The following is a 24905-nucleotide window of genomic DNA, read 5'->3' as shown; positions in this document are numbered from 1 at the left end:
TAATTAAGTTTAAGTTCTTTCGGAAAACGGCGAGCAGGATGCTCGCCGTTTTTCGTTTCTGCAACGAAGATTCCACAGCTAGTACACTTGACCACAAAAATAAAACCGGCAATACTAGCACTTCAGCTAAGTATAGAAGCTGGCCACTGTAATAACTGCGATCAAATTGTCTGGTACGCGGCTTGCCGTAATATCTCTATAAGTTAAAAGGATTTAACCATGGTCTATCTGGAAATTACCGGCCTTATTCTCTTTATCGTCTTAATGACCCTGGGCTACAGAAAAAATAACCGCAATATGATGCTGATATCTGCCTTATGCCTGCTAATCGGGCTGGCTGCTCCTGAATTTATCAGTGGCTTTATTGAAGGCTTTAATGCCGCCAAGCAGGCCGCGTAGTTTTTAAGCCCGCAATTAAAAAACGCTTTCTCACAAAAAAAGCACAGGCGCATTAACCGCTGCTCAAAAGAGGCGGATGCTGCATGGCTGCTGGCCTGTCTTATCACCGCAAGGCTTTTCTAACTTGCTGATTATCATATTGTATTAATAAAACCTTCACCCATTTGTCATGTGGCTGTCACCGCATTTTCACACCTTGTGTTCAACCTATTCGCGCAAAATTAATCCGGGTACAGCAATCAGGCCGTTGTACTCATGCACATACAAGATGGAAAAAATAATGCAAAAAGAACTATTTCGCGGTATTCGTTACTCTGCGTTAGCGCTCGCTATCGCAATGGGTTTATCAGCTTGTTCACTTGATGGCGATGACGGTGCTGATGGCGCACCTGGTGCAGAAGGCCCACAGGGCGCACCAGGCGAACAAGGTCCACAAGGAGAAAGTGGCGATTCAGTAGGTAAATTAACCCGTATCGCCACTGTACCACTGGGTGCTGAAGTGACCGGTATTTTTTTGACTGACGAGGGCGATCTGTTCTTTAACGTACAGCACCCATCGGGCACCAATACTGCCACCAACAGCATTAACAGCATGCCAATCAATACCGGTACTGTAGGGGTACTGGCCGGCGTTAACTTTAATAACCTGCCAGCTACTTTACCGGATTCACCGGTACCAGCATCGGAAGAAGAAAAGCAACTGGTCACCACTGCGATTGGTCAGTATCAGGTGTTAGGTCAGACTGGTGACACTTACAACGGTGATCTGCCTGAAGGTCTTGGTCACATTTATACCCTTGATGGCGGAACGCTGGTACTGGAAAACGATATGCCTGACTTTAACGGCTTCCTGCCAACGGGCGAAGGCCAGGGCTACCTGTTTTCTAACTGGGAAGAGCTGCCAGGTGGCATGAGCCGTATGCAGATCGAACGTGATGAACAGGGCATGTGGACAGTGACCGATGTGATGATGCTGGATTTCTCGCCGGTATGGGGCACCGCAGCTAACTGCTTTGGTTCAATGTCACCGTGGGGTACACCACTGACATCAGAAGAGTGGGTAGTCGAATCGTCAGTCGACAGCACCACAGATGCCAGCTGGAATGATCCCAACGCAGTGGCCACCAATGCGCGCATCGGCCGTATGTGGGAAATGACCGCGCCAGACGTACCAAACCCCTATAACTATGGCTACATCGCTGAAGTGACGGAGCCAGCAGCTGCTGAACCGGTGATTGTTAAACACTTCACGATGGGCCGTTATGAGCACGAAAACTCAACTGTAATGCCTGATGGCCGCACTGTCTACCTGTCTCAGGACGACACTGGTGGTGTACTGTTTAAATTTGTTGCTGATGTGGCGGAAGACTTAAGCGCCGGTACCTTATATGGTGCGAAACTGACTCAGGATGTGGGGCAGAATGATCCGGCCACCACTGGTTTTGACGTAGAGTGGGTAGAGCTGGCAAGTGGCGATAACCTGACGATCCGTGCCTGGATTGACGAGTACAACGGTATCGGCACCGACGATTACGTCGAAGGCGAAAGCTCTTATATCACGCTGGCCGATGTTGCAGCCTGGGCCAACGGCGATGCGACTTACCCTACTGTTGCAAATGGCGGTGGCAAAGTGACTGCCGGTCAGCCAATGGATGACCGTGTGGCGTTCCTTGAATCACGTGCCGCGGCTAAAGCCAAGGGCGCAACGGCTGAATGGCGCAAGCTGGAAGGTATCTCGGTTAACCACAAACGTGCTCAGGAAGCCGTTGAAGGTGTAGATACTATCGAAGGCGAAATTATTACCGATGCTTACGTTTACATTGGTATTTCTGACATCGACAACACCATGGTAGACGGTGAAGGTGACATGCAACTGTCTGCCCGCGTTAAAGACTGTGGCGGCGTGTACCGTGCCCGTCTTGGCGAGAACTACAATATCTCTCGTATTGAGCCTGTAGTGATGGGGTCTACTTACCGGTCAAGCCTGACTGGTGCAGAGCGTTGTGATGTGGATCAGCTTTCTCAGCCGGATAACGTTATCGTCATGAACGACGGACGTATTCTGATTGGTGAAGACGGTTTCCAGGAAAACAACACCCTGTGGATGTATGAGCCAGCTCAAAAATAAGTAACACACTGTTCAATTTGTCCGGGTGCCCTGGCACCCGGATTTTTGCGTTTATAAAACTATGAAAAAAACATCGATATCAGTATCACTGCTAACACTGTTGAGCTCATTGCTAATCAGTGCCTGCAACGACGAAAGTGCTGCACAAAATAGCACGCAAGACACCGTTTATCCCTATTCGGAAGGGGATGACATTCCCGCTCTGGCGTACCTGGAACATAATGAGGTATATAACCCTGAGTCGGTCATTCCGCCGCAGTGCTATACCAAGACTAACGGTAAAAATAACCCTTGTTACGCTTGTCACCAGAGTTACGATAGAAGCGAGAACCGGCCCAACCAGATGGGTGACGGTACGTTGCAGGGCAACTATGAATTTTCTGATGTGGGACTCACCAACAGCTGGAAAAACCTGTTTGTCGATCGCCGCGAACTGATTGCCGATATTAGTGACGAAGCGATTCTTGAATACATTGGCGAAGATAATTACACCGCCAGCACTGAGGCGGCGGCTGGCCTACCGGCCGAGATGCAAATTAAGCAACTCAGTTACCCCGATAAAGCATTCGGTGAGCATGGTATTGCTAATGATGGTAGCGGTTGGGTAGCGTATAACTATAAGCCTTTCCCAAGTACGTTCTGGCCCACCAACGGTTCAACCGGCGATGCCATGATCCGTTTGCCCGTAGCGTTTCAGCAGCATAAGGGCGAATACAGCGAAGATGTGTATTTGGCCAACCTGACACTGCTGGAAATGGCCCTCAAAGATGTGAATACCCTGGCGGTGCCGCCACTCAATGAACAGGCCATTGGTATGGATTTAAATGGTGACGGAGCACTCAGTGAAGAAATCGCTTATATCCAGCGTCAGAGCCATTATATTGGCGATGCCAGCAGTATAGAGCTGAGTTATCAGCTCTATCCGCAGGGTACCGAGCTATTACACACGGTGCGTTATATTGGTGTGGATGACGAGGGGCAGATTTATAACGCGCCGCGGATGAAAGAAGTGCGCTATATGCAAAAAGCACTGTTTCGTAGCAAAGAAAGTCTGGCTTCGGCTTACTATGCTGAAGCCAAGGACAAAGCCTTTGAGAAGCTCCCTCAAACGCGTTATCTGGGCAAGGAAAAGGGCATCGATAATGGCTTTGGCTGGACGCTGAATGCTTATATTGAGGATGTTGAAGGTCAACTTCGTCCGCAGCATGAGCAGGAGCTGGCTTTCTGTAATGGCTGCCATAAAACGGTGGGGTCTACCTTTGATCAGACTTTCTCTTTTGCCCGTAAGGTTCCTGGTGCCAAAGGCTGGGGTTACATTAACCTGCACGAGATTGATGATGTGCCGAATATCAATGAACAGGAAGGCGAATTTCTCACTTACATGAAACGTGTGGGTGGGGGGGATGAATTCCGCCAGAATGCTGAAATGCTGGCACGCTGGTTTAATGCAGACGGTGAGGTAAACGAAGCAAAAGTGAAGCAGGCCAATTCTGTTTATGAGCTTATCACACCGAGCCCGGAGCGCGCGCTGGCGCTGAACAAAGCTTATCAGACTATTGTAAAGGAACAGAGCTATCTGTTTGGCCGTGATGCCACTATTACCGAAGCGGCTAATGTGTTGAGCGAAATCGATGCCCAGCAACCGCCGCTATTGCCGGAACATCGCTATCACTGGGATATGCGTCTGGACTGGCTTGCCGGGAATGAGAGCAAAGTGGCTGATAACCGCTAATCAGTGTGTCTTAACCGGCCTGACAGCCGGTTAAGACGTTGCCAGAGCCATTAATGCCTGCCACAAGAACGTCGCCACTGGCCCTTTGGGTCTTTTTTTCTCCCGGACCAGATTTACCTCGCCCTGATACGTCGAATTGACGTCGTCCAATTGTAATTGTATTAACTCGCCCTGCTGTAACTCATTGACTATCCGGTCTTTAGTGATATATCCCCAGCCAGCGCCACGTAATAATAAGCCCTTTTGCATGGTGGTGTCGTTAGTACGTATAGTAGAGCTGGGAACAACGCCCATGACTTTTTCAAGATTCAGGTCAATATCAAAAGACTGTGGCATCAGCAACGGAATATCGCGCATTTCACTGGAGGAAACAGGCACTCTGTCGGGCCGACGAAGCAATTGCCGATGGATCACGGCCACGACTTCAAAGCGTGCAAAGGGTAAGGTTTCGAAACTCGCCAGTTCATGAAACGAAAACGTCCAGGGTGACACGACAATATCCGCCGTACCGTCGATAAGCCGCTGTATTGCCCCCAGTCGTTTCACGACCGCTGTAACGTTTACCTCGGTCTGAGGAAAATGCTGTTGGGTTTGTATGATGGCGTCTAAAAAGCCGTCCTGCTGGCAAAATTTGTCAAAGGCAAATTCGATTTTACTTTCATGCCCCTGTTTCAAATGGAAGGCCAGTGCGCCAATATCCTTTTCCTGACGTAATAAGTATCGGCAATGGGGAAGCAAGCTCTGACCATCAGTAGTCAGCTGCAATCGATTGGTGGCTTTACTAAATAAGGTGAGCTGTAGTTCTTCCTGAAGACGTTTAATGGCAATCGACAAGGCAGGCTGAGTTTTATGTAATATTTCCGCCGCTCTGGCGATACTGCCTTGTTCTGCTACGGTAACAAACATGCGTAATTGCTCTAATGTCATAAATTAAATTTAAGTTATCAGTAAAATAGATTAAATATTATTTTGGTTTAAGTTGGCGTATATTGCCAGTACCTACTATCAGGAGAGATGAAGTGAACCCCATAAGTCTGACTCGCAGCAGCCTGATCGCTGCGCTGTTGATTGCCACTACCGGTTGCAGTGGTGAAGCACAACCCACGGCCGTGGAAAACCAAAATAACAAACTGGTGAAGACCATTACCCTCAGTAGTGTGGATCGCGGTGGTTACCGTGAATTTCCAGCCGTGGTTGAAGCCAGTGAGGAAGCAACCCTGGCTTTTCGGGTATCAGGAGAGCTTAATTCACTTAATGTTACCGCCGGTCAGCATGTGGAAGCGGGCGACATCATGGCTACGCTGGATCCCACTGATTATCAGATAGCCGTGGATCAGGCCAAAGCCAATTACGATTTGGCCAAAGTGCAGTTTGACCGCGCCAAAACCCTGCTCGATAAACAACTGGCTTCTAAAGCCGGTTTCGATGAAGCACAGGCGCAGCTTAAAGTAGCCGAAGCGGCGTTAAAGTCGGCCCGGACCAACCTGGCTTATACCGAGCTGCATGCGCCGTTTGCTGGTCAGGTTGCGCAGCGCTATGCGGAAAATTACGAAAGTATCACGGCTCAGCAGCCGGTCTTTTCGTTGCAGAAAAACACCGTAGTGGACGTTGCAGTGCAAATCCCGGAAGACATGTTGTCGAACGTTGACGAAGACAGCCAGTATCAGCCTGAGGTCCGTTTTGATACACACCCCGACGAAGTCTTCAGAGCCAAGCTAAAAGAATATAACACCGATGCTGATGCCGCGACCAATACTTACAAAGTGGTATTTCAGCTTTCCCGCCCAGAAACCTTCAATGTGTTCCCCGGCATGTCGGCCACTGTCAGAGCGCAACTCGATCAGATCATGAAAGTGAAAAACGGCGGCTGGAACGTGCCCGCTGCGGCCATTTTTTCGGATGGCACCGGAAAGGCCGGGCAGAGCTACGTTTTCGTGGTAACCAACAGTAACCAGTTAGAAAAGCGCGCCATTACTCTCGGCAGCATAACCGACGATGGTTTTGTGGTGACCAGCGGGTTAGAAAATGGCGAGCAAATTGTCGCCGCTGGCGTGCACCGCTTAAAGACCGGTGAAACCATTCGGGTCTGGCAAAAAGAGCGGGGGCTGTAAGGGTGAATATCGCCGGATATTTTGTAAAAAACCGCACCACGAGCTGGCTGGTTACGTTGATCCTGCTGATTGGCGGGACCATTGCCTTTTTTGGTCTGGGCAGACTGGAAGATCCGCAGTTTACTATTAAAAAAGCCATGGTGATCACCCAATATCCAGGGGCTTCGCCTACCCAGGTCGAAGAGGAAGTGACCTATCCTATCGAAAACGCCATCCAGGAATTGCCTTACGTCGATAATATCACGTCGATTTCCACGGCGGGAAAGTCGCAAATTACCGTAGAGATGAAAAGCATCTATCGCAAAGAGGCGCTGCGCGGGATTTGGGAGGAAATGCGCCGTAAGATTAACGACCATACGCCATCACTGCCATCCGGTGTGCATCCGCCCAAAGTGATGGATGACTTCGCCGATGTCTACGGTATGCTCATTGCCATCAATGGCGAAGGGTATCAGTACAAGGATATTAACGATTATGTGGATTATCTTAAGCGTGAGCTGATACTGGTTGAAGGCGTGGGCAAGGTAACCGTGCAGGGCGAACAGCAGGAACAGGTGTTTGTTGAGATTGCCCGTTCACAAATTGCCTCACTGGGGATCAGTCCGAGCCGCATCAGTGCCTTGCTGGTCAGTCAGAATCAGGTGTCTAATGCCGGTAAGGTGAAAATTGGTGATGAATATATCCGCATTAATCCCACTGGTGAGTTTGAATCGGTACAGGAACTGGAAAACCTGTTAATCAGCCAGGCTGGTGCTTCGGAACGTATTTACCTTGGTGATGTAGCGCGCATTTACCGTGGCTATGAAGAAGTCCCTTCTAACCTTATTCACTATAACGGCGAGCAGTCCTTGTTGCTGGGCATATCCTTTGCCGATGGCGTAAACGTGGTTGATGTGGGCGAACGCATTATGCAGCGTCTCGACGAGCTTGAATACATGCGCCCGGTCGGGATACAAACCAGCTTTATCTACAATCAGCCCATCGAAGTGGATAACTCGGTGCAAGGGTTTATTCTCAACCTGGCCGAGGCAGTTGGCATCGTTATTGTGGTGCTGTTGATTTTTATGGGGGTTAAATCCGGTTTATTGATTGGCCTCATCCTGCTGTTAACCGTACTCGGCAGCTTTATCTTTATGCAGCAAATGGAGATTAATCTGCAGCGCATTTCCCTGGGGGCGCTGATCATTGCGCTGGGGATGCTGGTGGATAACGCCATTGTGGTGACCGAGGGCATACTCATCGCCATGAAAAGGGGGTACAGCAAATCCCAGGCGGCCTCTTATGTGGTGAGTCAGAACATGTGGCCGTTACTGGGTGCCACGGTGATTGCCATTATTGCCTTTGCGCCTATCGGATTATCCAGTGATGCCACCGGTGAATTTGCCGGTAGCCTGTTCTGGGTGTTGTTTGTCAGCTTGTTGCTGAGCTGGGTGACCGCTATTACGCTTACCCCATTTTTTGCCTCATTGCTGTTTAAAGATACAGGCAATGCCGGCAACGACGAACTCAAAGGCAGCGAAGAGCTCTACAACGGCCTTATTTTTGACGTATTCAGTACCATACTGCACGTAGCGCTGAAGTTTCGGGTGGTTACGGTAGTGGCCATGGTGGCTTTGTTGGTGAGCGCGGTGATTGCCTTTGGCAGTGTTAAACAGTCCTTTTTCCCACCGTCGACTACGCCCATGTTCTTAGTGGATATCTGGCATAAGGCCGGAACCGATATTCGGGTGAATGCCGATAAAATTAATCACATTGAACAACACCTGTTAAACGAAGACGGCGTGGAGGAAGTCACTTCTACGGTTGGTCAGGGGCTAACCCGCTTTATGCTGACCTACCAGACCGAGAAAAGCTATCCGACCTATGCTCAACTGGTGATCCGGATGCGTGATCGGGATGCTCTGGAAGCACAGTTACCGCGCTTACGTGACTACATGGAGGCAGAATTCGGCGAAGTCTTTTATAAAATTAAACGGCTAGAGATTGGCCCTTCCACCGACGCCAAGATTGAAGCGCGCTTCAGCGGGCCTGAGCCAACCGAACTGCGTCGCCTGGCAGCGGAAGCCAAAGCAATTCTGGCGGCTGATAACGGGGCACGTAATATTCGCGACAACTGGCGTCAGCAAACCAAAGTGATCCGTCCAATCCTTAATGAAGCGGCTGCGCGCAAGGTCGGTATCAGTAAAGCGGATCTGGACAATCTGCTGCTCACCAGTTTTTCCGGCGCGCAAATTGGTGTGTACCGCGATGGCACAGATTTATTGCCGATTATCAGCCGACCACCACCACAAGAGCGCTTAACTGCCGATAACCTGGAAAACCTGCAAATATATTCTGCTACGGCCCAGCAGTATATCCCGGTAACTCAGGTGGTAAAACGCTTTGATGTGAGTTGGGAAGATCCCATTATCATGCGTCGCGACCGCAAGCGCACGCTAACCGTAATGGCCGATCATGACATTCTGGGTAATGAAACCGCAGCTAAACTGTTCTCCCGGGTACGGAGCAAAATAGAAGCGGTCCCGTTACCTGATGGCTATGAGCTGGAGTGGGGCGGTGAGTTTGAAGCCGCCAGTAAAGCGCAGAAAGCGATTTTTGGCTCGCTACCGTTGGGCTATCTGATCATGTTCATTACTACGGTGCTGTTGTTTGCCTCTGCGCGGATTGCCGGCATTATCTGGGCCTGTATCCCGCTGGCATTGATTGGCGTAAGTTATGGTTTGCTGATCACTGGTGCCCCGTTTGGTTTTATGGCTTTGCTGGGCTTCTTAAGCCTGTCGGGCATGATCATCAAAAACGGTATTGTACTGGTTGAACAGGTGAAGCTGGAACTGGAAGAGGGTAAAGCACCTTATTCTGCGTTGTTTCATGCCACACTTAGCCGGGTACGGCCGGTCTGTATGGCCGCGATTACCACGATCCTGGGCATGATACCGCTGTTATTCGATGACTTCTTCGCCAGCATGGCGGTGGTGATCATGTTTGGATTAGGCTTTGCCACACTGCTAACACTGGTGTTTGTGCCGGTGCTCTACAGTCTGGTATTTAAAATTCACAAATAGCCCGCCGGCAGGTTGCGTGTGCAACCTGCCTTGTAACTCTTGCACTAACAGCCTGTAAGAGTTTTCTATCATGCCTTTGTCTCTGTCTTTAAATTTTTTAATGCATTGAAATTTATAGGGTTAATTTCTGGTATGACTCTAGCATCACTTCTCGTGTTGTTTTCATATGCGCATCCGTTTTTCAACGTTTGCGCAATTTTTCAAACACAAGGAGCAAGACATGAATACCGATATTGCTAAAGGTAAGTGGAATCAATTAACCGGTATAGTAAAGCAGAAGTGGGGCAAACTTACTGATGACGAAGTGGAACAAATGGAAGGTAACTTCGAAGAGTTCTACGGCAAAATGCAGGAAAAATATGGCATGAGCCGCGACAAAGCGCGTCAGGAATTTGATTCACTGAACAGTTAAACCTGTGAGTTCCATTGATTCAGTCACAGCCTCGGCATCATGCCGGGGCTTTTTACTAAGGATAACCGTGTTGCAGCCGTCCCTTCCAAACAAATTGTCTGTTATAGTCTTACGATAATTTTTTGAAAATGGAGTTACCCTTGTTAAGTCAACAACAAACCGGCCTTATCGTTATTGATGTGCAGGGCAAACTGGCAAGATTGGTCGACAACAGTGATGCCATGATTGAATCCATAGCCACCATGATAAGAGCCATGCAAACCCTGGGGATGCCAGTGTTGTTTGTCGAGCAATTGCCCGACAAACTGGGGGCGACGGTAGAGGAACTTAATCAGTTTATGCCTGCCGGCGAAGCCTTTGCGAAGGCTACCTTCAGTGCACTTCGCACCGAAAGTATTGAGCAGCAAATTAATGCCCTGAATCGTTCACAGTGGCTGGTGTGCGGCATCGAAGCCCATATCTGCGTGTACCAGACTGTGACAGACCTGCTGGCATTAGGCAAACAGGTGCATTTGCTCAGTGATTGCGTGTCGTCACGCAACCCTGCCAACAAACAACTGGCGCTGCAAAAGATGCAGGGCGCCGGGGCACAGCTGAGCTGTGTGGAAATGGCGTTGTTTGAACTGCTTGAAAGAGCCGATACTGATCAGTTTAAATCGATTCTACCGTTAATAAAGTAGCCTGACGGAGCAAAAAAATCGCCGGATAGGGTGGTTTTCGCACCATTTCCCGTTTTTTTTGATTTTATTTGCTGAAATCAGCTTGTTAGGGTAGCCGCGGCTTTTATCCTTTGTGTAAAATAACGGCCTTTTATTTACCCGCTGCTGCGGCTGACCCGGGTGGGTAATCACAGCAGCGGGTGTTTGCAGCATATTAAGTACCAAGTTGGGGAAATCATGGAGCTTGAAGCGATAGTCAGTCAGGCCAAAGCGCAGATTGACGCTGCCAATGACGCAGCAACGCTCGACCAGGTGAGAGTTGAGTTCATGGGCAAAAAAGGCAAGCTGACCGACCTGTTAAAAGGGTTAGGGCAATTGTCAGCCGAAGAGCGTCCTCTGGCCGGACAAAAAATTAACGTAGCCAAACAAGACATTCAGCAGGCTATCAGTGCCAAAGGCGAAGCGTTACGCAGCGCTGAATTAAATAAAAAACTGGCCGAAGAAGCGGTTGATGTAACCTTACCGGGCCGTACCGAATTAAACGGTAATCTGCATCCGGTATCGCGCACTATCGCGCGCATCGAACAGTTTTTTGGCGAACTTGGCTTTGCGGTAAAAACCGGCCCTGAAGTGGAAGACAGCTTTCACAACTTTGATGCGCTGAACATCCCGGCTAATCACCCGGCCCGGGCCGACCATGATACCTTTTATTTCAACCCTGAAATCATGCTGCGTACGCAGACCTCAGGCGTGCAAATTCGCACCATGGAAGCCGAGAAACCGCCATTGCGGATCATCTCTCCCGGCCGTGTTTATCGTAATGACTACGATCAGACTCACACCCCGATGTTCCACCAGGTAGAAGGTCTGATGGTAGATAAGAACGTGAGCTTTACCGAGCTGAAAGGCATTCTGCATGATTTTCTGCAAAACTTCTTTGAAGAGTCGTTGCAGGTGCGCTTCCGTCCGTCTTACTTCCCGTTTACCGAACCGTCTGCAGAAGTGGATGTGATGGGGAAAAACGGTCAGTGGTTGGAAGTGCTGGGCTGCGGTATGGTGCATCCTAATGTACTGCGTGCTGTGAACATCGACCCGGAAGAATATACTGGCTTTGCCTTTGGTATGGGCGTTGAGCGTTTAACCATGCTGCGTTATGGCGTTAACGACCTGCGCGCATTCTTTGAAAACGATCTCCGGTTCCTCAAGCAGTTCAATTAAGGCAAAGCGAAATGAAATTCAGTGAAAAATGGTTAAGAGAGTGGGTGAATCCCGCCGTATCACGGGATGAGTTGTGCGAACAATTGAGCATGGCTGGTCTGGAAGTCGACGGTGTTGAACCAGTTGCGGGTGAGTTCAGCGGCGTGGTTGTGGGTGAAGTGGTGGAATGTGGTCAGCACCCTAATGCTGACAAACTGCGAGTCACCAAAATTAATGTGGGCGATGATGAACTTGTTGATATCGTCTGTGGTGCACCAAACTGTCGTCAGGGCCTAAAAGTAGCCGTTGCCAAGGTTGGTGCGGTACTGCCGGGCGATTTTAAAATCAAAAAAGCCAAGTTGCGTGGTGAACCCTCCTTTGGCATGTTGTGCAGCTATTCTGAATTGGGCGTAAGTGACGACCACAGCGGCATTATTGAATTGCCGCTGGACGCACCGGTAGGCGAAAATATCCGTGACTACCTTGGTTTGGATGATGTCACTATAGAAGTTGACCTTACTCCTAACCGAGCAGATTGCTTAGGTTTGCGTGGTATTGCTCGTGAAGTGGGCGTACTCAATAAAGCCGATGTGTGCGAGCCGGTTGTCGCGCCGGTTGCCCCGGCCATTGAAGACAAACTCGCGATTACCTTAAGTGCTCCCCAGGCGTGTCCGCGTTATCTTGGCCGGGTGGTTAAAGGCGTAAACGTGAAAGCCGATTCGCCTTTATGGCTGACCGAGAAGCTGCGTCGCAGCGGTATTCGTAGTATTGACCCGATTGTGGATGTGACTAACTACGTACTACTGGAGCTGGGTCATCCGATGCATGCGTTCAATCTCGCTTCTATTGAAGGCGGTATTAACGTACGTATGGCTACGGCGGGTGAAAAGCTCACCTTACTGGACGAAACCGAAGTTGAGTTAAAAGACAACACCCTGGTGATTGCCGACGATAAAAAAGCGCTGGCTATGGCCGGCATCTTTGGTGGTCTGCATTCGGGGACTGACGAAAATACTACCGACATTCTGCTGGAAAGTGCGTTTTTCCACCCTGATGCGATTATGGGTAAAGCCCGTCAGTATGGCCTGCACACCGATGCGTCACACCGCTATGAACGTGGTGTTGATCCGCAATTACAAGCTGCGGCGATGGACCGGGCTACACAACTGATTGTTGAAATTTGTGGTGGTGGACCGGGCCCTGTAGTAGAAGCGGTGAGCGAAAGTGATATTCCGGCACGTGCTGAGGTGACTTTACGTAAAGCGCGCTTAGCTAAGGTGCTGGGTATTGATATTGCCGCTGACACGGTGAGCGAGATTCTTGCGCGTTTAGGGCTGGATGCCAAAGAAACGGACGAGGGCTGGGTTGCTACGGCACCAAGCTATCGTTTTGATATTGAGATTGAGGAAGATCTCATTGAAGAGGTGGCCAGGGTATACGGTTACAACAGTATTCCAAACGAAGCCCCGGTAGCGGCCTTGTCGATGTTGCCGGCCTCAGAACAACAGTTATCGGTTAATGCCGTGAAATCCGTGCTGTTAAACCGTGGTTACAACGAAGCGATTACCTATTCGTTTGTTGATCCGAAAATACAAAATGCACTTTTCCCTGAGAGTAATGGTCTTGTGCTGCCACATCCTATATCGGCAGACATGTCGATTATGCGGGTGAGTTTATGGCCGGGTTTGCTGCAGGCTACGTCATACAATCAGAAGCGTCAGCAACAGCGTATTCGTTTGTTTGAAACCGGACTACGGTTTGTTCCGGATGCAGAAGCGCCTAACAGTATTCGTCAGGAAGCAATGCTGGCAGGGGTTGTTGCGGGTCGTCGTTACGATGAACATTGGGATGCGAATGACAAGCCGGTTGACTTTTTTGATGCAAAAGCAGACGTTGAAGCACTTTTAGCATTGACGGGAAAGGAAAAAACGGTCACTTTTAATACAGAAACACATTCTGCATTACATCCGGGGATGTCGGCGGCGATTTACCTGGACGATAAATGTGTTGGCTGGTTGGGCGCGGTACATCCGCAGTTCAGTAAGCAACTGGGCACCAACGGAAGAGTATTTGTGTTTGAGCTTGAATTAGCGGCCCTTACTGACCGCAAATTACCTCAGGCACAGCCGATTTCCAAGTACCCGGCAAACCGCCGTGATATCGCCATTACGGTTAAACAAACCGTAAAAGTAGGCGATATAATAAAATTTGTTGAAAAAATTGGCGTAAATCAACTAGTTGGCCTAAACTTGTTCGATGTGTACACTGGACAGGGAATTGCTGACGGTTATAAGAGCCTGGCATTGTCTTTAATCCTGCAGGATCCAGGCAAAACTCTGGAAGATGCGGAAATACAAGCAGCAGTAGATTCAGTGATTCAAAGGCTTGAGTCAGAATTCGGGGCAGCGTTAAGAGAGTAAATTTTATGGCACTAACCAAAGCCGAAATGGCTGAACACTTATTCGAAAAACTGGGTATTAATAAAAAGGACGCCAAAGATCTGGTAGAAGCGTTTTTTGAAGAAATTAAAGGCGCACTGGAATCCGGTGAACAAGTGAAACTATCCGGTTTTGGTAATTTTGATTTGCGCGACAAAAACGAACGTCCGGGCCGGAATCCAAAAACCGGCGAAGACATTCCGATTAAAGCGCGCCGGGTGGTTACGTTCCGCCCGGGTCAAAAGTTGAAAAGCCGGGTGGAAAACTCTAAGCCACCGTCAGAGTAAACACGGTATAAAAATCGGGCCAGCAACTTGCTGGCTCGTTATTTTCCCTTTTAAATATTGCTGATGGCCGTTAATACGGTGAAGGCGCGCAATGCGTTTTGTGTTCAGTCATAGTAAACTATCCATTCAAAAATTCTTTCCAATGTGTCATACAGGTTGTTATGTTTTCTAAGAAAATCGTCGTCTTTATTGGTGTAGTCCTGCTAGCCGTGGCCGCATTCTGGCAGTTTAACGGGGCTGATGAGCCCGCGATGCCGGAATACGATGAGACAGAGCTGGCGTCAATGGCGTTTCGGCAACAAATTCTGCATGCCAGTGATCTGGTGGCCGGTATGGCCAGTGCGGTTAAAAATAATGACCAGGCAGCTATTGCGCAATGGCAACAAAAAGCAGTAGAGGTGGCCAAAGCGGCCGAGTTGACGCAAAATGATATCGATTTTGTCAGCTCAGAAAAAGGTCGGGAATACCTGATTTTTCACGCCAAACGAGCTTTATTTAATGACGCTTTTGAGCAGCATTATTATGAGCTTAAGGGGATTGATGCATTAAAATCCAAATACCCTCAAGCCCGTGATTTATTTGCTGAAGCAGACCGTCTGATTGCCGCGCGCGACGCCATTATTATGGATATTGCGCGGGAGTTAAGCGAAACGGAGACGCCCGATGAAGCCGATATCAAACAAGCCAGAGCACTGTGGCAAGAACGGTTTCGTCAGTCAGCTGACCAGCCGGTAAACCCCGAGTAAGGCGTTACCAGCGGGTCAGATAATCGGCCAGTTCCAACAGCTTGTCGATTTTGTCGCTGCGTTTTATCCAACGGTCTCGCAAGTGTTCCATTCTCTCGATTTTGACAGGCTGATGATCGTGCATGAGTTGTTGACGTAAAATAGCCCTTTCTTTGGCATTTAGCAGTAAAGACTGTAGTTGCTTTAATTCGCCGGTATCCAGCCAAATGCCCCCACAGCCGGGACATTCATCAATTTCTACCACGTGCAGCGGACTATAGTAGCGACGGAGCATAACCGTGTCGGTACAGATTGGGCAGCGACACCGCCTATTCAGTTCAGACTGCTGATGGTGAAACTGGCGCAGGTGCTTTTCCAGCGCCTGGCCGCGCTTTTCCTGGGGAGATTCAAACAAAGCGAGTGTCTGATTTTCTAAAAACACACCACCGCAAGCCTCGCTTACAAACACCGGTACGTTGCCGACATTAATACGCGTGAGTTCATTGTGAGTTCGCGGGCACTTCATTGGTTTTCCCTGTATTTTTATGTTATTTCTCAGTGGCTAACGTAATTTCTGCCAGCATGTCGTCGCCGTCCTCGTCGAGACCGGTTTCAATAAAGCCAAAGGAAGCATAAAAAGTACCGGCTACCGGATTATTAGGGTGATAACAAATTTCAATGGTTGCCAGTCCCGGCAAGGCTTTTATTTGCTCAATTGCCAGTTGCAGGGCAATCCGACCAATACCCCGTTGCTGAAACGGTTCATTTACCATAAAACGCCAGATGGAGACTTTGCTCGGGTTTTCCTGCACCCACATAAAAAAGCCTGCAGGTTTGTCGTCGCAGTAAATGGCTTTACAGGTATAGCCTTCGTTGTAATGGGATTCCAACAAAGACCACATGTTGCACGCCACGTATTCCTGCTGCGCCGCACTGACGTCCATATCGCAAACCGCTTCATAGTTATGCCGGGTAATATCCCGTAGCGAAATGTTCATTGGGCCTTTACGCGGTCAGTGGTGAAAAGGTAGCGCGGGTCAGGCTGGCAAGTAATTGCGGGGCGAGTTCGATTTCCAGGCCCCGTTTGCCAGCACTGCAATAAATCAGTTCAAACCGGGTCGCACTGTCATCGATAAACGTGGGCAGGGCTTTTTTTTGGCCCAGCGGACTGACACCGCCAAGCACATAGCCGGTAGTGCTTTCCACTTTTGCCGGTGGCGCCATCTGCGCTTTTTTCGCGCCGGCTGCTTTGGCCAGTTGTTTGAGATTTAACTGGTGGGTTACCGGCACAATGGCTACCGCGAGTTTGCCTGAGTCCAGTTCGGCAACCAGAGTTTTAAATACCGTGGGCGCCTCTAGCGAAAGTTTTTCAACCGCTTCCAGGCCGAAGGACTCGGCCTGTTTATCGTGCTCATATCTGAGCACCTTGTGAGCATGTTTGCCGCGCTCTAGCAGTGTTATTGCAGGGGTCATTTAGGTCATTCTCAACTTACTGGTTAGTTGTTTACTCTGGCATAAAAGTGAGCGTATGCAAAGGCTTACCTGGCAGTAATGGCGTCATTCGATGCTTAGCATAGTCATCGAAACCGGCTTTATAAAACGCCGATAAAGGATGACCGGACTGCCCGCCGGGAATGGTTAATACCGCTTTATCAAGATGGCCGGGACGCACAAACAGGCGCTGGGATGCACCGAAGCTGCGGGCCTGAACCGCCGGCATAAAGGTATCGCCATAGCCGGGAATTTCCGGCATGTTTAACGCCTTGCCGAACACCGGGATCTGGCCGGCAAAGGGATGAGTGATTGCTTGTTTATTGACCTTACCCCAGGCCAGGGTCGATAAGTCCTTCGACGCGCCGTGTTTATCCAGCAACTGTTGGCGAGCCTGCTCATACTGACTCAGCATATAGCTTTGCCAGTCGTTATGGTCCTCAGGTAACCACTGAGTGTTTTCACTGCGAATAAGCTGCCAGATAGCCGGTTCGAGGTTACTGGATACAAAACGCAGGCTCAGATGCTTGGGTTTAAGGGCCTCACTAACAGGCGCAAAAGTGGTGTTGATTACCTGACGACGAAAGTGCTTCACCAGGGTATAGCCCACCGAATCAGCGCAGGCGCAGCTTTGCCAGTTATCCAGTGCTTCGATATCAGCAGCAAAGTAACCGGAATTGCGCTTTAACAACTGCCGGAGCAGGGCATGCCAGGGCTGCAGAAAACGGGCTTCATTATCGAGCTGGATTTGATAGAAACGTTGTTCGTCAAATTGTTCATAATCGAACAGGCGGTCGCGGATCTGTTGAGCACGAGCGCCAAGGGCATAACCACCGTCGCCAAAGCGGGCGAGGTCGTCAGTGCCTATTACCCTTGAATTAGCGGTCCAGATACGATGTGATGACGGGTTCATCACCACTGGCAGGTCCATTTCATCGACGCTCCATAACCCGTCCAGCTGCGCTGGTGCAATGGCCGTGTTATGAGGCACTTTACGGCCAGGGACTGCACCAGCTGGCATCCAGGCAATGTTACCGGCAGTGTCGCCAAGCGCAATGTTCTGCACCGGGATGCCGAGCTTTCTGACTACCGGAATGGCTTCCAGCACCGACAGCTTGGTGTCTAGCTGGTTAAGCATGAGATTAACCGCGTAGGGTTCCTGAGCGGTCCATTTTAATGCGTAAAAGCGCGTACCCAACTGACGAACCGGGCCATACTGGCTGGTTAGCCGCTGATAAGTTTCTGGCTCACCTTTCACGCTGATGGTTTCATCCACAGCGGTTACTTCGCTGCGGTCAATCAGCACCCAGTCGGCGGTATCCACATAGGCATTGGTGAAGCCCCAGGCGATATGACCATTAGTGCCGGCAATGACGCCAGGCACGCCGGGTAAGGTAACACCGGTAAGCGACACGTCGTATTGCTCCACCGCATAATTGAGCTGGGCGCGATACCAGATAATGGGTACGCGCATACCTAAGTGCATATCACTGGCCAACAGAGCGTCACCGGTTTCGGTTAGCGCGCCGCCTACAATCCAGTTGTTACTGCCAATTTCGGTGCGAAATGCCATTTGAGCCGTGCTGTTGCTCACGGCGGCTGCCCGCGCTTTGAGCAATGGAATTTCCACATCATCGCTGAGCTGGCTGTTATCCAGTGCAGCCTGATACTGACTTGGCTGCAGAATGAAATCGACCATGGGCTGGCCAAACTGATGCTTAATTTCGGTCAGGGTAAGGTCTCGATTGACATTACCACTTTGTAAATCCAGGTACATGCTGAGGATAACCAGTATGCTATCCTGGGGCGACCAGGGGGCTTGCTCAAAATTGGTCAGGAGATATTCGAAGGGGCGGGCAGACTGTTCGGCGATGGCCTGATTAACTCCCTCGCTGTAAGCAAGAAGAATGTCTTTTTGTGCCTGCGGTAACTGTGAATATATGGTATTGGCACGGCGACGGAATTCATGAAAACGACCGGTTTTATCGACGTCGAGGGCCATACTGCCGAGCCACTCGGACAATTCGCCAGCGGCAAGCCGACGTTGCAGATCCATTTGAAAGAAGCGGTCCTGACCGTGGGCAAAACCAAGTAAATACATGGCTTCCTTGCGTGAATCGGCCTGAATAATTGCCTGCCCAAGGGCGTCACGAGACAGGGTGGCTGGTTGTTGAACCTGACTGACAAGCCGATCACCGTCTAGGGCCGGTAGCGATTGTCGAAGGGTAAAGTAAATTGCCATCACGGCAATGATAAGCAGGCCAATCGCAGCCAGTGTGATCCGTTTTAACCAATTTAACACGTGTAATACTCCCTGTTTTTTCTTATGCTTAAAGCCTTTCGGCGGCAGTCTGGTGGTTTAGCTCTCCCGTTTCACAGTGCTTTTGGCCGGGCCAAAGCGTTGTGCTGCACGGGTCAGGTTTATCTTTTGTTTGTCGCCACGTCCTAAGCAGTTTAGCATTTTAAAACAGTGCATTGGAGTCCAGGAGTCAGCATGGGACCAGTAATGATCGATTGTCGCAGTGTCAGTTTACAGCAAGATGAACGCGACATGCTAGCGCACCCGCTTACCGGTGGTGTGATCCTGTTTACACGCAACTACGAGTCGGTAGAGCAACTCAAAGCGTTGATACGGGATATTCGTACTGCGGCGGGCAAACCGCTGATCATTGCGGTGGATCACGAGGGGGGCCGGGTGCAGCGTTTTCGCCACGGATTTACCCGGCTACCGGCCATGGGACAGATACTGCACCTTACCGTTGATGATAATGAAGCCGAGACATTAAGTTATGCCTGCGGCGTCATTATGGCCTACGAGCTGAAGCAACTGGATATCGATATTAGTTTTGCGCCGGTGCTTGATATTAACGGCGTGTCCAACGTGATAGGCGATCGCGGTTTCTCTGCTGAGCCAGAAACGGTTACCCGTCTGGCCGGGAGCCTGATAGACGGCATGCATGCTGTGGGAATGCCCTCTACCGGCAAGCACTTTCCCGGTCATGGCAGCGTGGTGGCTGACTCACACATTGATACCCCGGTGGATGAGCGGGACTGGCAAACCATAGAACAACAGGATCTGGTGCCTTTTGTCCAGTTAATCGCGCAGCATAAAATTGATGCCATGATGCCCGCCCACGTGCGTTTTACGGCCATAGATGATAAACCTGCGGGGTTTTCAAACTACTGGCTTCAAACCATTTTGCGTCAAAAGCTTGGCTTTGACGGAGTCATATTTTCGGATGATTTGTCTATGGAAGGCGCTGCGGTGGCCGGCTCTTACCCTGAACGCGCTCAACACGCCCTGGCTGCTGGCTGCGATATGGTGCTGGCGTGTAACAATACAGCCGGTGCGCTGGCTATTTTAAACGGCCTGCCAGGCACTACTGAGCCCTCTCATCGACTGAACAGACTTACCGGCTGGCAACTTTCGGCAACCGCAGAACAAGCTTACGAACAAGCATGTAAGGTATGGCAACGCTATGAAAGTTAAAAATAAAGTTATCGTATTTAGCGCTGTCGTCAGCGCCCTGTTGTGGGGTGCTCTGGCTGCTAATGGTTTTGATCAGGCGCTCAGTCTGACAGCCGCGCTTACGCTCTTAATTGCTATTTTGTGGGTAACCGAAGCACTGCCCATTCCGGTTACCTCGTTGATTCCGTTTGTGGCCTTTCCTATGGCAGGAGTCATTGATTATAAAGAGGCTGCATCGGCGCTGGGAAGCCATGTGATCCTGCTACTGATGGGCGCTTTTATGCTCTCTAAAGCATTGGAAAAGTCGGGCGTACACCGTCGAATTGCGGTGTATATGCTGCGCTTATGCGGTGCGTCCAGTGCCAGGCGCTTAGTGCTTGGGTTTATGCTCACTTCGGCGGTGCTGAGCATGTGGATATCCAATACGGCCACAACGTTGATGTTACTGCCCATTGCCATGGCCATTATTACCTCGATGAATTCGCCTAAGTTGGCGGCCGCTTTATTACTCGGTATTGCCTATTCAGCCAGTTTGGGTGGGGTGGGCACGCCCATCGGCACGCCACCGAATATTATTTTTATGAGTGTGTATCAGCAAACCACCGGCACAGAACTTAGTTTTATTAACTGGATGATGACCGGAGTACCCATTGTGCTGATAGCGATTCCGATAATGGCTTTGTGGCTGACCCGCAAATTAAGTGATATGCCGGATTGCGACTTACCGAAAGCCGGTGACTGGCGCTCAGCGGAAAAACGGGTACTGGCAGTGTTTGGCATTGTGGCGCTGGCGTGGATATTCCGCCCGTACTGGTCGGTATGGACCGGCATGACGTTAGTGAGCGACAGTACTATTGCTATTGCCGGCGTGGTGCTGATGTTTTTAGTGCCTGATGGCGATAAAGAAAAACCGGGTCAACTGCTCGACTGGAAAACCGCCGAGGCGATCCCCTGGGGCATGTTATTGCTGTTTGCAGGTGGCATATGCATGGCCAAGGCATTTACTGCATCTGGCTTAAGCTTGCTATTGGGCGAAGCACTTACCGGACTTTCAACACTACCCATTGTGTTAACGTTATTGGTATTGTGCCTGGCTGTGAGTTTTGTCACCGAAATTACCTCGAACACTGCAACCGCGACCTTGCTGATGCCTATTCTGGCCAGTGCGTCGGCAGCGATTGGTGTGGATCCGATTGTGCTGATGATGCCTGCCGCCATCAGTGCCAGTTGTGCGTTTATGATGCCGGTGGCGACGGCCCCCAATGCCATTGTGTATGGCAGCGGCCGGATCCCCATTCAAACTATGGTGCGCGAGGGCACCATGCTAAATATTCTGGTGGGGCTGGTGATAACAGGTGTGGTGGTGGTGACTCGGTTATAGAACCGATGTTAGTATATGCTAGCGAAAAACAAGGCTAAGTTTCAGTATGATGGAGCAGTGATGAATATGGATATAAAGCCGTTAGGAGTATTGGCGTTATTAGTTGTGTTGAATGGCTGTGGCGGCAGTGGTAGCTCTTCTGAAGAGCAGGTTAATGTACCACCGGAAGTAACAGCTGATGCATATGGTCAGTTACTGGATAGTCCGGTGGCTGGTATCCGTGTTGTATCTGGCCAGTTCGAAGGCATTACCAGTGAGGATGGTACTTTTGGTTATAAAAACGGCGAGCAGGTTCAGTTTTTTGTTGGTGATATTGCTGTGGGTGAGCAGGTTGAGCCAAAATCAGTTCTGACGCCGGCAGACCTTGCCAATAATGACGCTTATTCCGCACTCAATATTGCCCGCTTTTTACAAACGCTGGATGATGATGCCGACCCTGAAAACGGGATCCAGATTACTACTCTTACTCATCAAAGTGCCGCAAGTCGCGTATTGGATTTTTCCTCGCCAGATTGGGAATCAGCCGGTAACGGTGATTCGCCAGTAGATGAAATGATGTATGCCTTGACCGCGCAAAGCAGCGCCGGTGCTCGTTATACCGTTGCAGCTGAGGAGGCGTACTTACATTTTTCCTCGACTCTTGATGGTTTTATCAGTGAACTTGATGTAGAGATTGATGCAACTCTGAATACGTCTGGTTGTACAGAAGATAGTCAGTGTAAGGAGTATAGCCTTACCAGTGCTGACGTAGTTTTCTGTTCCGCTCTGGATGATAAACGCGTGTTATCAGGCACTACAACTAATCTTGAACAACTCGATATGCTGGCTCAGGAGCGTGACAGTGTTATCGACACCAAAGCAGATATTTATCATGCTGCCGTAAATGAAGATACAAGCGGTGCTTGTTTTCAGTTTGCGCCACAGCAGTATCCTTCTTGTAATAATGAAGGAGTTTGTGAACTGGCTGCAGCAACGCCCGACGCCTATGGACAATTGGTGGATAGTCCGGTAGCCGGTTTACGTGTGGTATCTGGCCGGTATGAAGGGATGACCGACGAGAGCGGAATGTTCGGCTACAAATTGGGTGAAACTGTTCAATTCTTTGTCGGTGATATTGCCATTGGCTACGCTGTAGCGCCTGAGGCAGTTATAACGCCGCTGGAACTGGCCAATAACGATGCATTTGAAGCGCTTAACATTGCGCGCTTTTTACAATCACTGGATAACGACGCAGACCCTGAAAACGGAATCCAGATCGCCGATTCATCACACGCTTTTGCAGCTAATCAATCCCTTGATTTTGCTTCGTCAGATTGGCACAGCGCAACTCAAGCTGATTCCGTGATTGGGAAACTTTTGAGTCACCTGACGCAGCAAACACAGGCCGGACCACGAGTTGCCATTTCGCCTTCGGCGGCATACCAGCATTTTGCAATAACGCTTGATGACATAATTGATGTCTTCGAAAGCGAGATTAACGATACCTTGAATGTAACAGGTTGTAGTGGCAATAGTCAGTGTCATATCTATCACCAGAATTCATCTGAAGTCAGTGCATGCCCGCCATTACCCGCTCAACGCGTGTATTCTGACACGGCAACCGATGCCGATTTACTGGCGCGTTTAGATAGCGAGCGATTAACGGTTATCAATGCGAAAGGTGAGCTGTATTACAACGCTGATATTGGTTACGCAGGGGATAATTGTGAAGCCACGGAACAACCCACAGTGGCTATATGTGTTAATAATGGTTGTGAGCTGCGTGAAAATAAACCGGATGCCTATGGTCAGTTTAATATTTCCGGCGGTGTTTCTGGCATAAGAGTAGTGTCTGGCTATTATGAAGGGTTTACCGATGAAAACGGTAATTTTGGATACCTGCAAGGTGAGCAGGTACAGTTTTTTATTGGTGATATTGCTCTGGGCGGACCTGTAGACGCGCAGGCTAACATTACACCGGTGGATCTGGCTGGTCAGGAGTCTTTGATTGCCATTAATATCAGTCGTTTTTTACAGAGCCTGGATGATGATGGTTTGCTGGGTAATGGTATTGAGATTGCTGCCTCCAGCCATGAGCTGGCGCGCGGTGAAAATCTGGATTTCCTTGCCAGTGAATGGCGTGATGCCGAGCTGGAAAGCTCGTCAATTGGCCAGTTATTGTACCTGTTAACCAGTCAAACCGCGGCGGGCTCTCGCTATAGTGTTTCGGCACACGACGCCTATGTGCAATTGGCGAGCGAACTTGATGTAACTATTGATGCGCTGGCTGCTGATATTGGCTATACCCTGGAGGACTCACCGTGCTCTGAGACGAGCCAGTGTAAAGTATATGGTCTGGCCACTTCGCTGGTTACTTCATGCCCACCCTTACCGCAACGATTTGCCTATTCAGAGCCTGCTACTGACGTACCTGCACTGGATTCACTGACTGCACAACGTAATGATGCCATTAGTCTGAAATCGCAGTTATATACCAGCTCACTCACAGGACAATCTTCGGGTACCTGTTTTACCTTTGAACAACCACTTTATCCGGTGTGTAACGACAGCGGTTATTGTGAGTTAAAAGAACCTGAACCCGACGGCTACGGACAGCTACTGGATAGTAGCGTTGAAGGTATCCGCGTAGTATCGGGGAACTATCAGGGATATACCGACGAAAACGGTCGGTTTGGTTATAAACTGGGTGAGCGCGTACAGTTTTTTATTGGCGATATTGCGGTTGGCTATCAGATTGAACCAAAGGCGATTTTAACGCCTTTGGACCTGGCCGAGAACGATAGTTTTACTGCGCTAAATATCGCCCGGTTTTTACAAAGTCTGGATAATGATGCTGAACCGGACAACGGCATCCAAATAGCAGAATCATCACACGCTTTGGCTGCCGGGAAATCACTGGACTTTCTGGCAAGTGAATGGCACGACGCCGAGGAGGAAAGTTCAGCTATTGGTCAGTTAGTTTATGAAATAACTAGTGAAACAACCGCAGGTTCCAGGCTGGTGATTCCAGATCATACCGCTTACTGGCACTTTGCTGAAACCTTAGATGGGTTTATTGATGAGTTAGAAGGGCAAATTAAAGAGGCTATTGATGTCTCAGGGTGTTCGTCCAACAATCAATGCAACATTTATTCTCTGCCATCATCATATGTAGGCAATTGTCCGTATTTACCGACTCGGTTGGTTTACGCAGAGCCATCTACCAGTATCGAACAATTGCAGAGTCTGGATGAAACGCGTAATGGCGTCATCAGTGCCAAATATGACCTGTACTATGAAGCTCAGGTTAGAGGCCCCAGTGGTTCGTGTTTTATCTTTGAACCACTTTTATTTCCGGTCTGTAATAGTGGTGGCAATTGTGAATTACAAGATACAATACCGCTCACGCCGCGTGGAGACTAGGTTACAGATCCA

Annotated in this window: 19 protein-coding genes; 14 read left to right on the top strand and 5 right to left on the bottom strand. The window is 49.6% G+C overall.

What is annotated here, in order from left to right; translation table 11 throughout:
* Positions 1–219 precede the first annotated feature (219 nt).
* The 3 genes from AC2T0J_RS20985 to AC2T0J_RS20975 all read left to right on the top strand — a co-directional run bounded on the left by AC2T0J_RS20985 (position 220) and on the right by AC2T0J_RS20975 (position 4259).
* Positions 220–399, top strand: coding sequence for a hypothetical protein (locus AC2T0J_RS20985; protein ID WP_489807682.1), 180 nt, complete (start codon positions 220–222; stop codon positions 397–399).
* 280 nt (positions 400–679) lie between these two features.
* Positions 680–2527: an alkaline phosphatase PhoX gene (locus AC2T0J_RS20980; protein ID WP_489807681.1), complete on the top strand. Its 1848-nt coding sequence runs from the start codon at positions 680–682 to the stop codon at positions 2525–2527.
* Between the two features lie 61 nt (positions 2528–2588).
* Entirely contained in the window at positions 2589–4259 is a 1671-nt protein-coding gene (locus AC2T0J_RS20975; protein WP_489807680.1) for a hypothetical protein, read from the top strand.
* Positions 4260–4289: 30 nt separating this feature from the next.
* Here the strand turns inward: AC2T0J_RS20975 and AC2T0J_RS20970 are convergent, their stop codons facing one another.
* On the bottom strand, positions 4290–5186 hold the full coding sequence (locus AC2T0J_RS20970) for a LysR family transcriptional regulator (RefSeq protein WP_489807679.1): 897 nt from the start codon (positions 5184–5186) through the stop codon (positions 4290–4292).
* Positions 5187–5278: 92 nt separating this feature from the next.
* Between AC2T0J_RS20970 and AC2T0J_RS20965 the strand changes: the two genes are divergently transcribed.
* From AC2T0J_RS20965 to AC2T0J_RS20930, 8 genes are all read left to right on the top strand, one after another.
* Positions 5279–6370, top strand: coding sequence for an efflux RND transporter periplasmic adaptor subunit (locus AC2T0J_RS20965; protein WP_489807678.1), 1092 nt, complete (start codon positions 5279–5281; stop codon positions 6368–6370).
* 2 nt (positions 6371–6372) lie between these two features.
* Entirely contained in the window at positions 6373–9432 is a 3060-nt protein-coding gene (locus tag AC2T0J_RS20960) for an efflux RND transporter permease subunit (protein ID WP_489807677.1), read from the top strand.
* Between the two features lie 220 nt (positions 9433–9652).
* Positions 9653–9844, top strand: coding sequence for a CsbD family protein (locus tag AC2T0J_RS20955; protein WP_279321746.1), 192 nt, complete (start codon positions 9653–9655; stop codon positions 9842–9844).
* 140 nt (positions 9845–9984) lie between these two features.
* Positions 9985–10524 carry an isochorismatase family protein gene (locus AC2T0J_RS20950; protein WP_489807676.1) on the top strand — a complete coding sequence of 180 codons (540 nt, stop codon included), beginning with the start codon at positions 9985–9987 and terminating at the stop codon, positions 10522–10524.
* 216 nt (positions 10525–10740) lie between these two features.
* Positions 10741–11721 carry a phenylalanine--tRNA ligase subunit alpha gene (gene pheS, locus AC2T0J_RS20945; RefSeq protein ID WP_489810375.1) on the top strand — a complete coding sequence of 327 codons (981 nt, stop codon included), beginning with the start codon at positions 10741–10743 and terminating at the stop codon, positions 11719–11721.
* Between the two features lie 11 nt (positions 11722–11732).
* On the top strand, positions 11733–14120 hold the full coding sequence (pheT, locus tag AC2T0J_RS20940) for a phenylalanine--tRNA ligase subunit beta (RefSeq protein ID WP_489807675.1): 2388 nt from the start codon (positions 11733–11735) through the stop codon (positions 14118–14120).
* Between the two features lie 5 nt (positions 14121–14125).
* Positions 14126–14425: an integration host factor subunit alpha gene (gene ihfA / locus AC2T0J_RS20935; protein WP_489807674.1), complete on the top strand. Its 300-nt coding sequence runs from the start codon at positions 14126–14128 to the stop codon at positions 14423–14425.
* Between the two features lie 161 nt (positions 14426–14586).
* Positions 14587–15171: a hypothetical protein gene (locus AC2T0J_RS20930; RefSeq protein WP_489807673.1), complete on the top strand. Its 585-nt coding sequence runs from the start codon at positions 14587–14589 to the stop codon at positions 15169–15171.
* 4 nt (positions 15172–15175) lie between these two features.
* Here the strand turns inward: AC2T0J_RS20930 and AC2T0J_RS20925 are convergent, their stop codons facing one another.
* From AC2T0J_RS20925 to AC2T0J_RS20910, 4 genes are read right to left on the bottom strand one after another with little or no spacing between them, the layout of a single operon-like run.
* A complete protein-coding gene (locus AC2T0J_RS20925) occupies positions 15176–15676 on the bottom strand; it encodes a TFIIB-type zinc ribbon-containing protein (RefSeq protein ID WP_489807672.1) in 501 nt (166 codons plus the stop codon).
* A 22-nt stretch (positions 15677–15698) separates the two neighbouring features.
* Positions 15699–16148 carry a GNAT family N-acetyltransferase gene (locus tag AC2T0J_RS20920; protein WP_489807671.1) on the bottom strand — a complete coding sequence of 150 codons (450 nt, stop codon included), beginning with the start codon at positions 16146–16148 and terminating at the stop codon, positions 15699–15701.
* Between the two features lie 7 nt (positions 16149–16155).
* The gene (gene ybaK, locus AC2T0J_RS20915) at positions 16156–16623 is read right to left on the bottom strand and encodes a Cys-tRNA(Pro) deacylase (RefSeq protein WP_489807670.1); all 468 of its coding nucleotides are present in this window, start codon (positions 16621–16623) and stop codon (positions 16156–16158) included.
* A gap of 31 nt (positions 16624–16654) precedes the next feature.
* Positions 16655–18943, bottom strand: coding sequence for a penicillin acylase family protein (locus AC2T0J_RS20910; protein ID WP_489807669.1), 2289 nt, complete (start codon positions 18941–18943; stop codon positions 16655–16657).
* A gap of 192 nt (positions 18944–19135) precedes the next feature.
* Here AC2T0J_RS20910 and nagZ point away from each other — a divergent pair, with 192 nt between their 5' ends.
* From nagZ to AC2T0J_RS20895, 3 genes are read left to right on the top strand one after another with little or no spacing between them, the layout of a single operon-like run.
* Positions 19136–20131, top strand: a complete 996-nt coding sequence (nagZ, locus tag AC2T0J_RS20905; protein WP_489807668.1) for a beta-N-acetylhexosaminidase — start codon at positions 19136–19138, stop codon at positions 20129–20131.
* Positions 20121–21491 (top strand): SLC13 family permease, encoded by a 1371-nt coding sequence (locus AC2T0J_RS20900; RefSeq protein ID WP_489807667.1) that lies wholly within the window; start codon positions 20121–20123, stop codon positions 21489–21491. The genes nagZ and AC2T0J_RS20900 overlap by 11 nt, the downstream gene beginning before the upstream one ends.
* Positions 21492–21551: 60 nt before the next feature.
* Entirely contained in the window at positions 21552–24893 is a 3342-nt protein-coding gene (locus tag AC2T0J_RS20895; RefSeq protein ID WP_489807666.1) for a hypothetical protein, read from the top strand.
* The last annotated feature ends 12 nt before the right edge of the window (positions 24894–24905 follow it).

Source organism: Alteromonas sp. ISO5 (genome assembly GCF_058105165.1).
The sequence above is the reverse complement of the archived record's forward strand: the minus strand, read 5'-3'. Positions and strand labels throughout refer to the sequence as shown.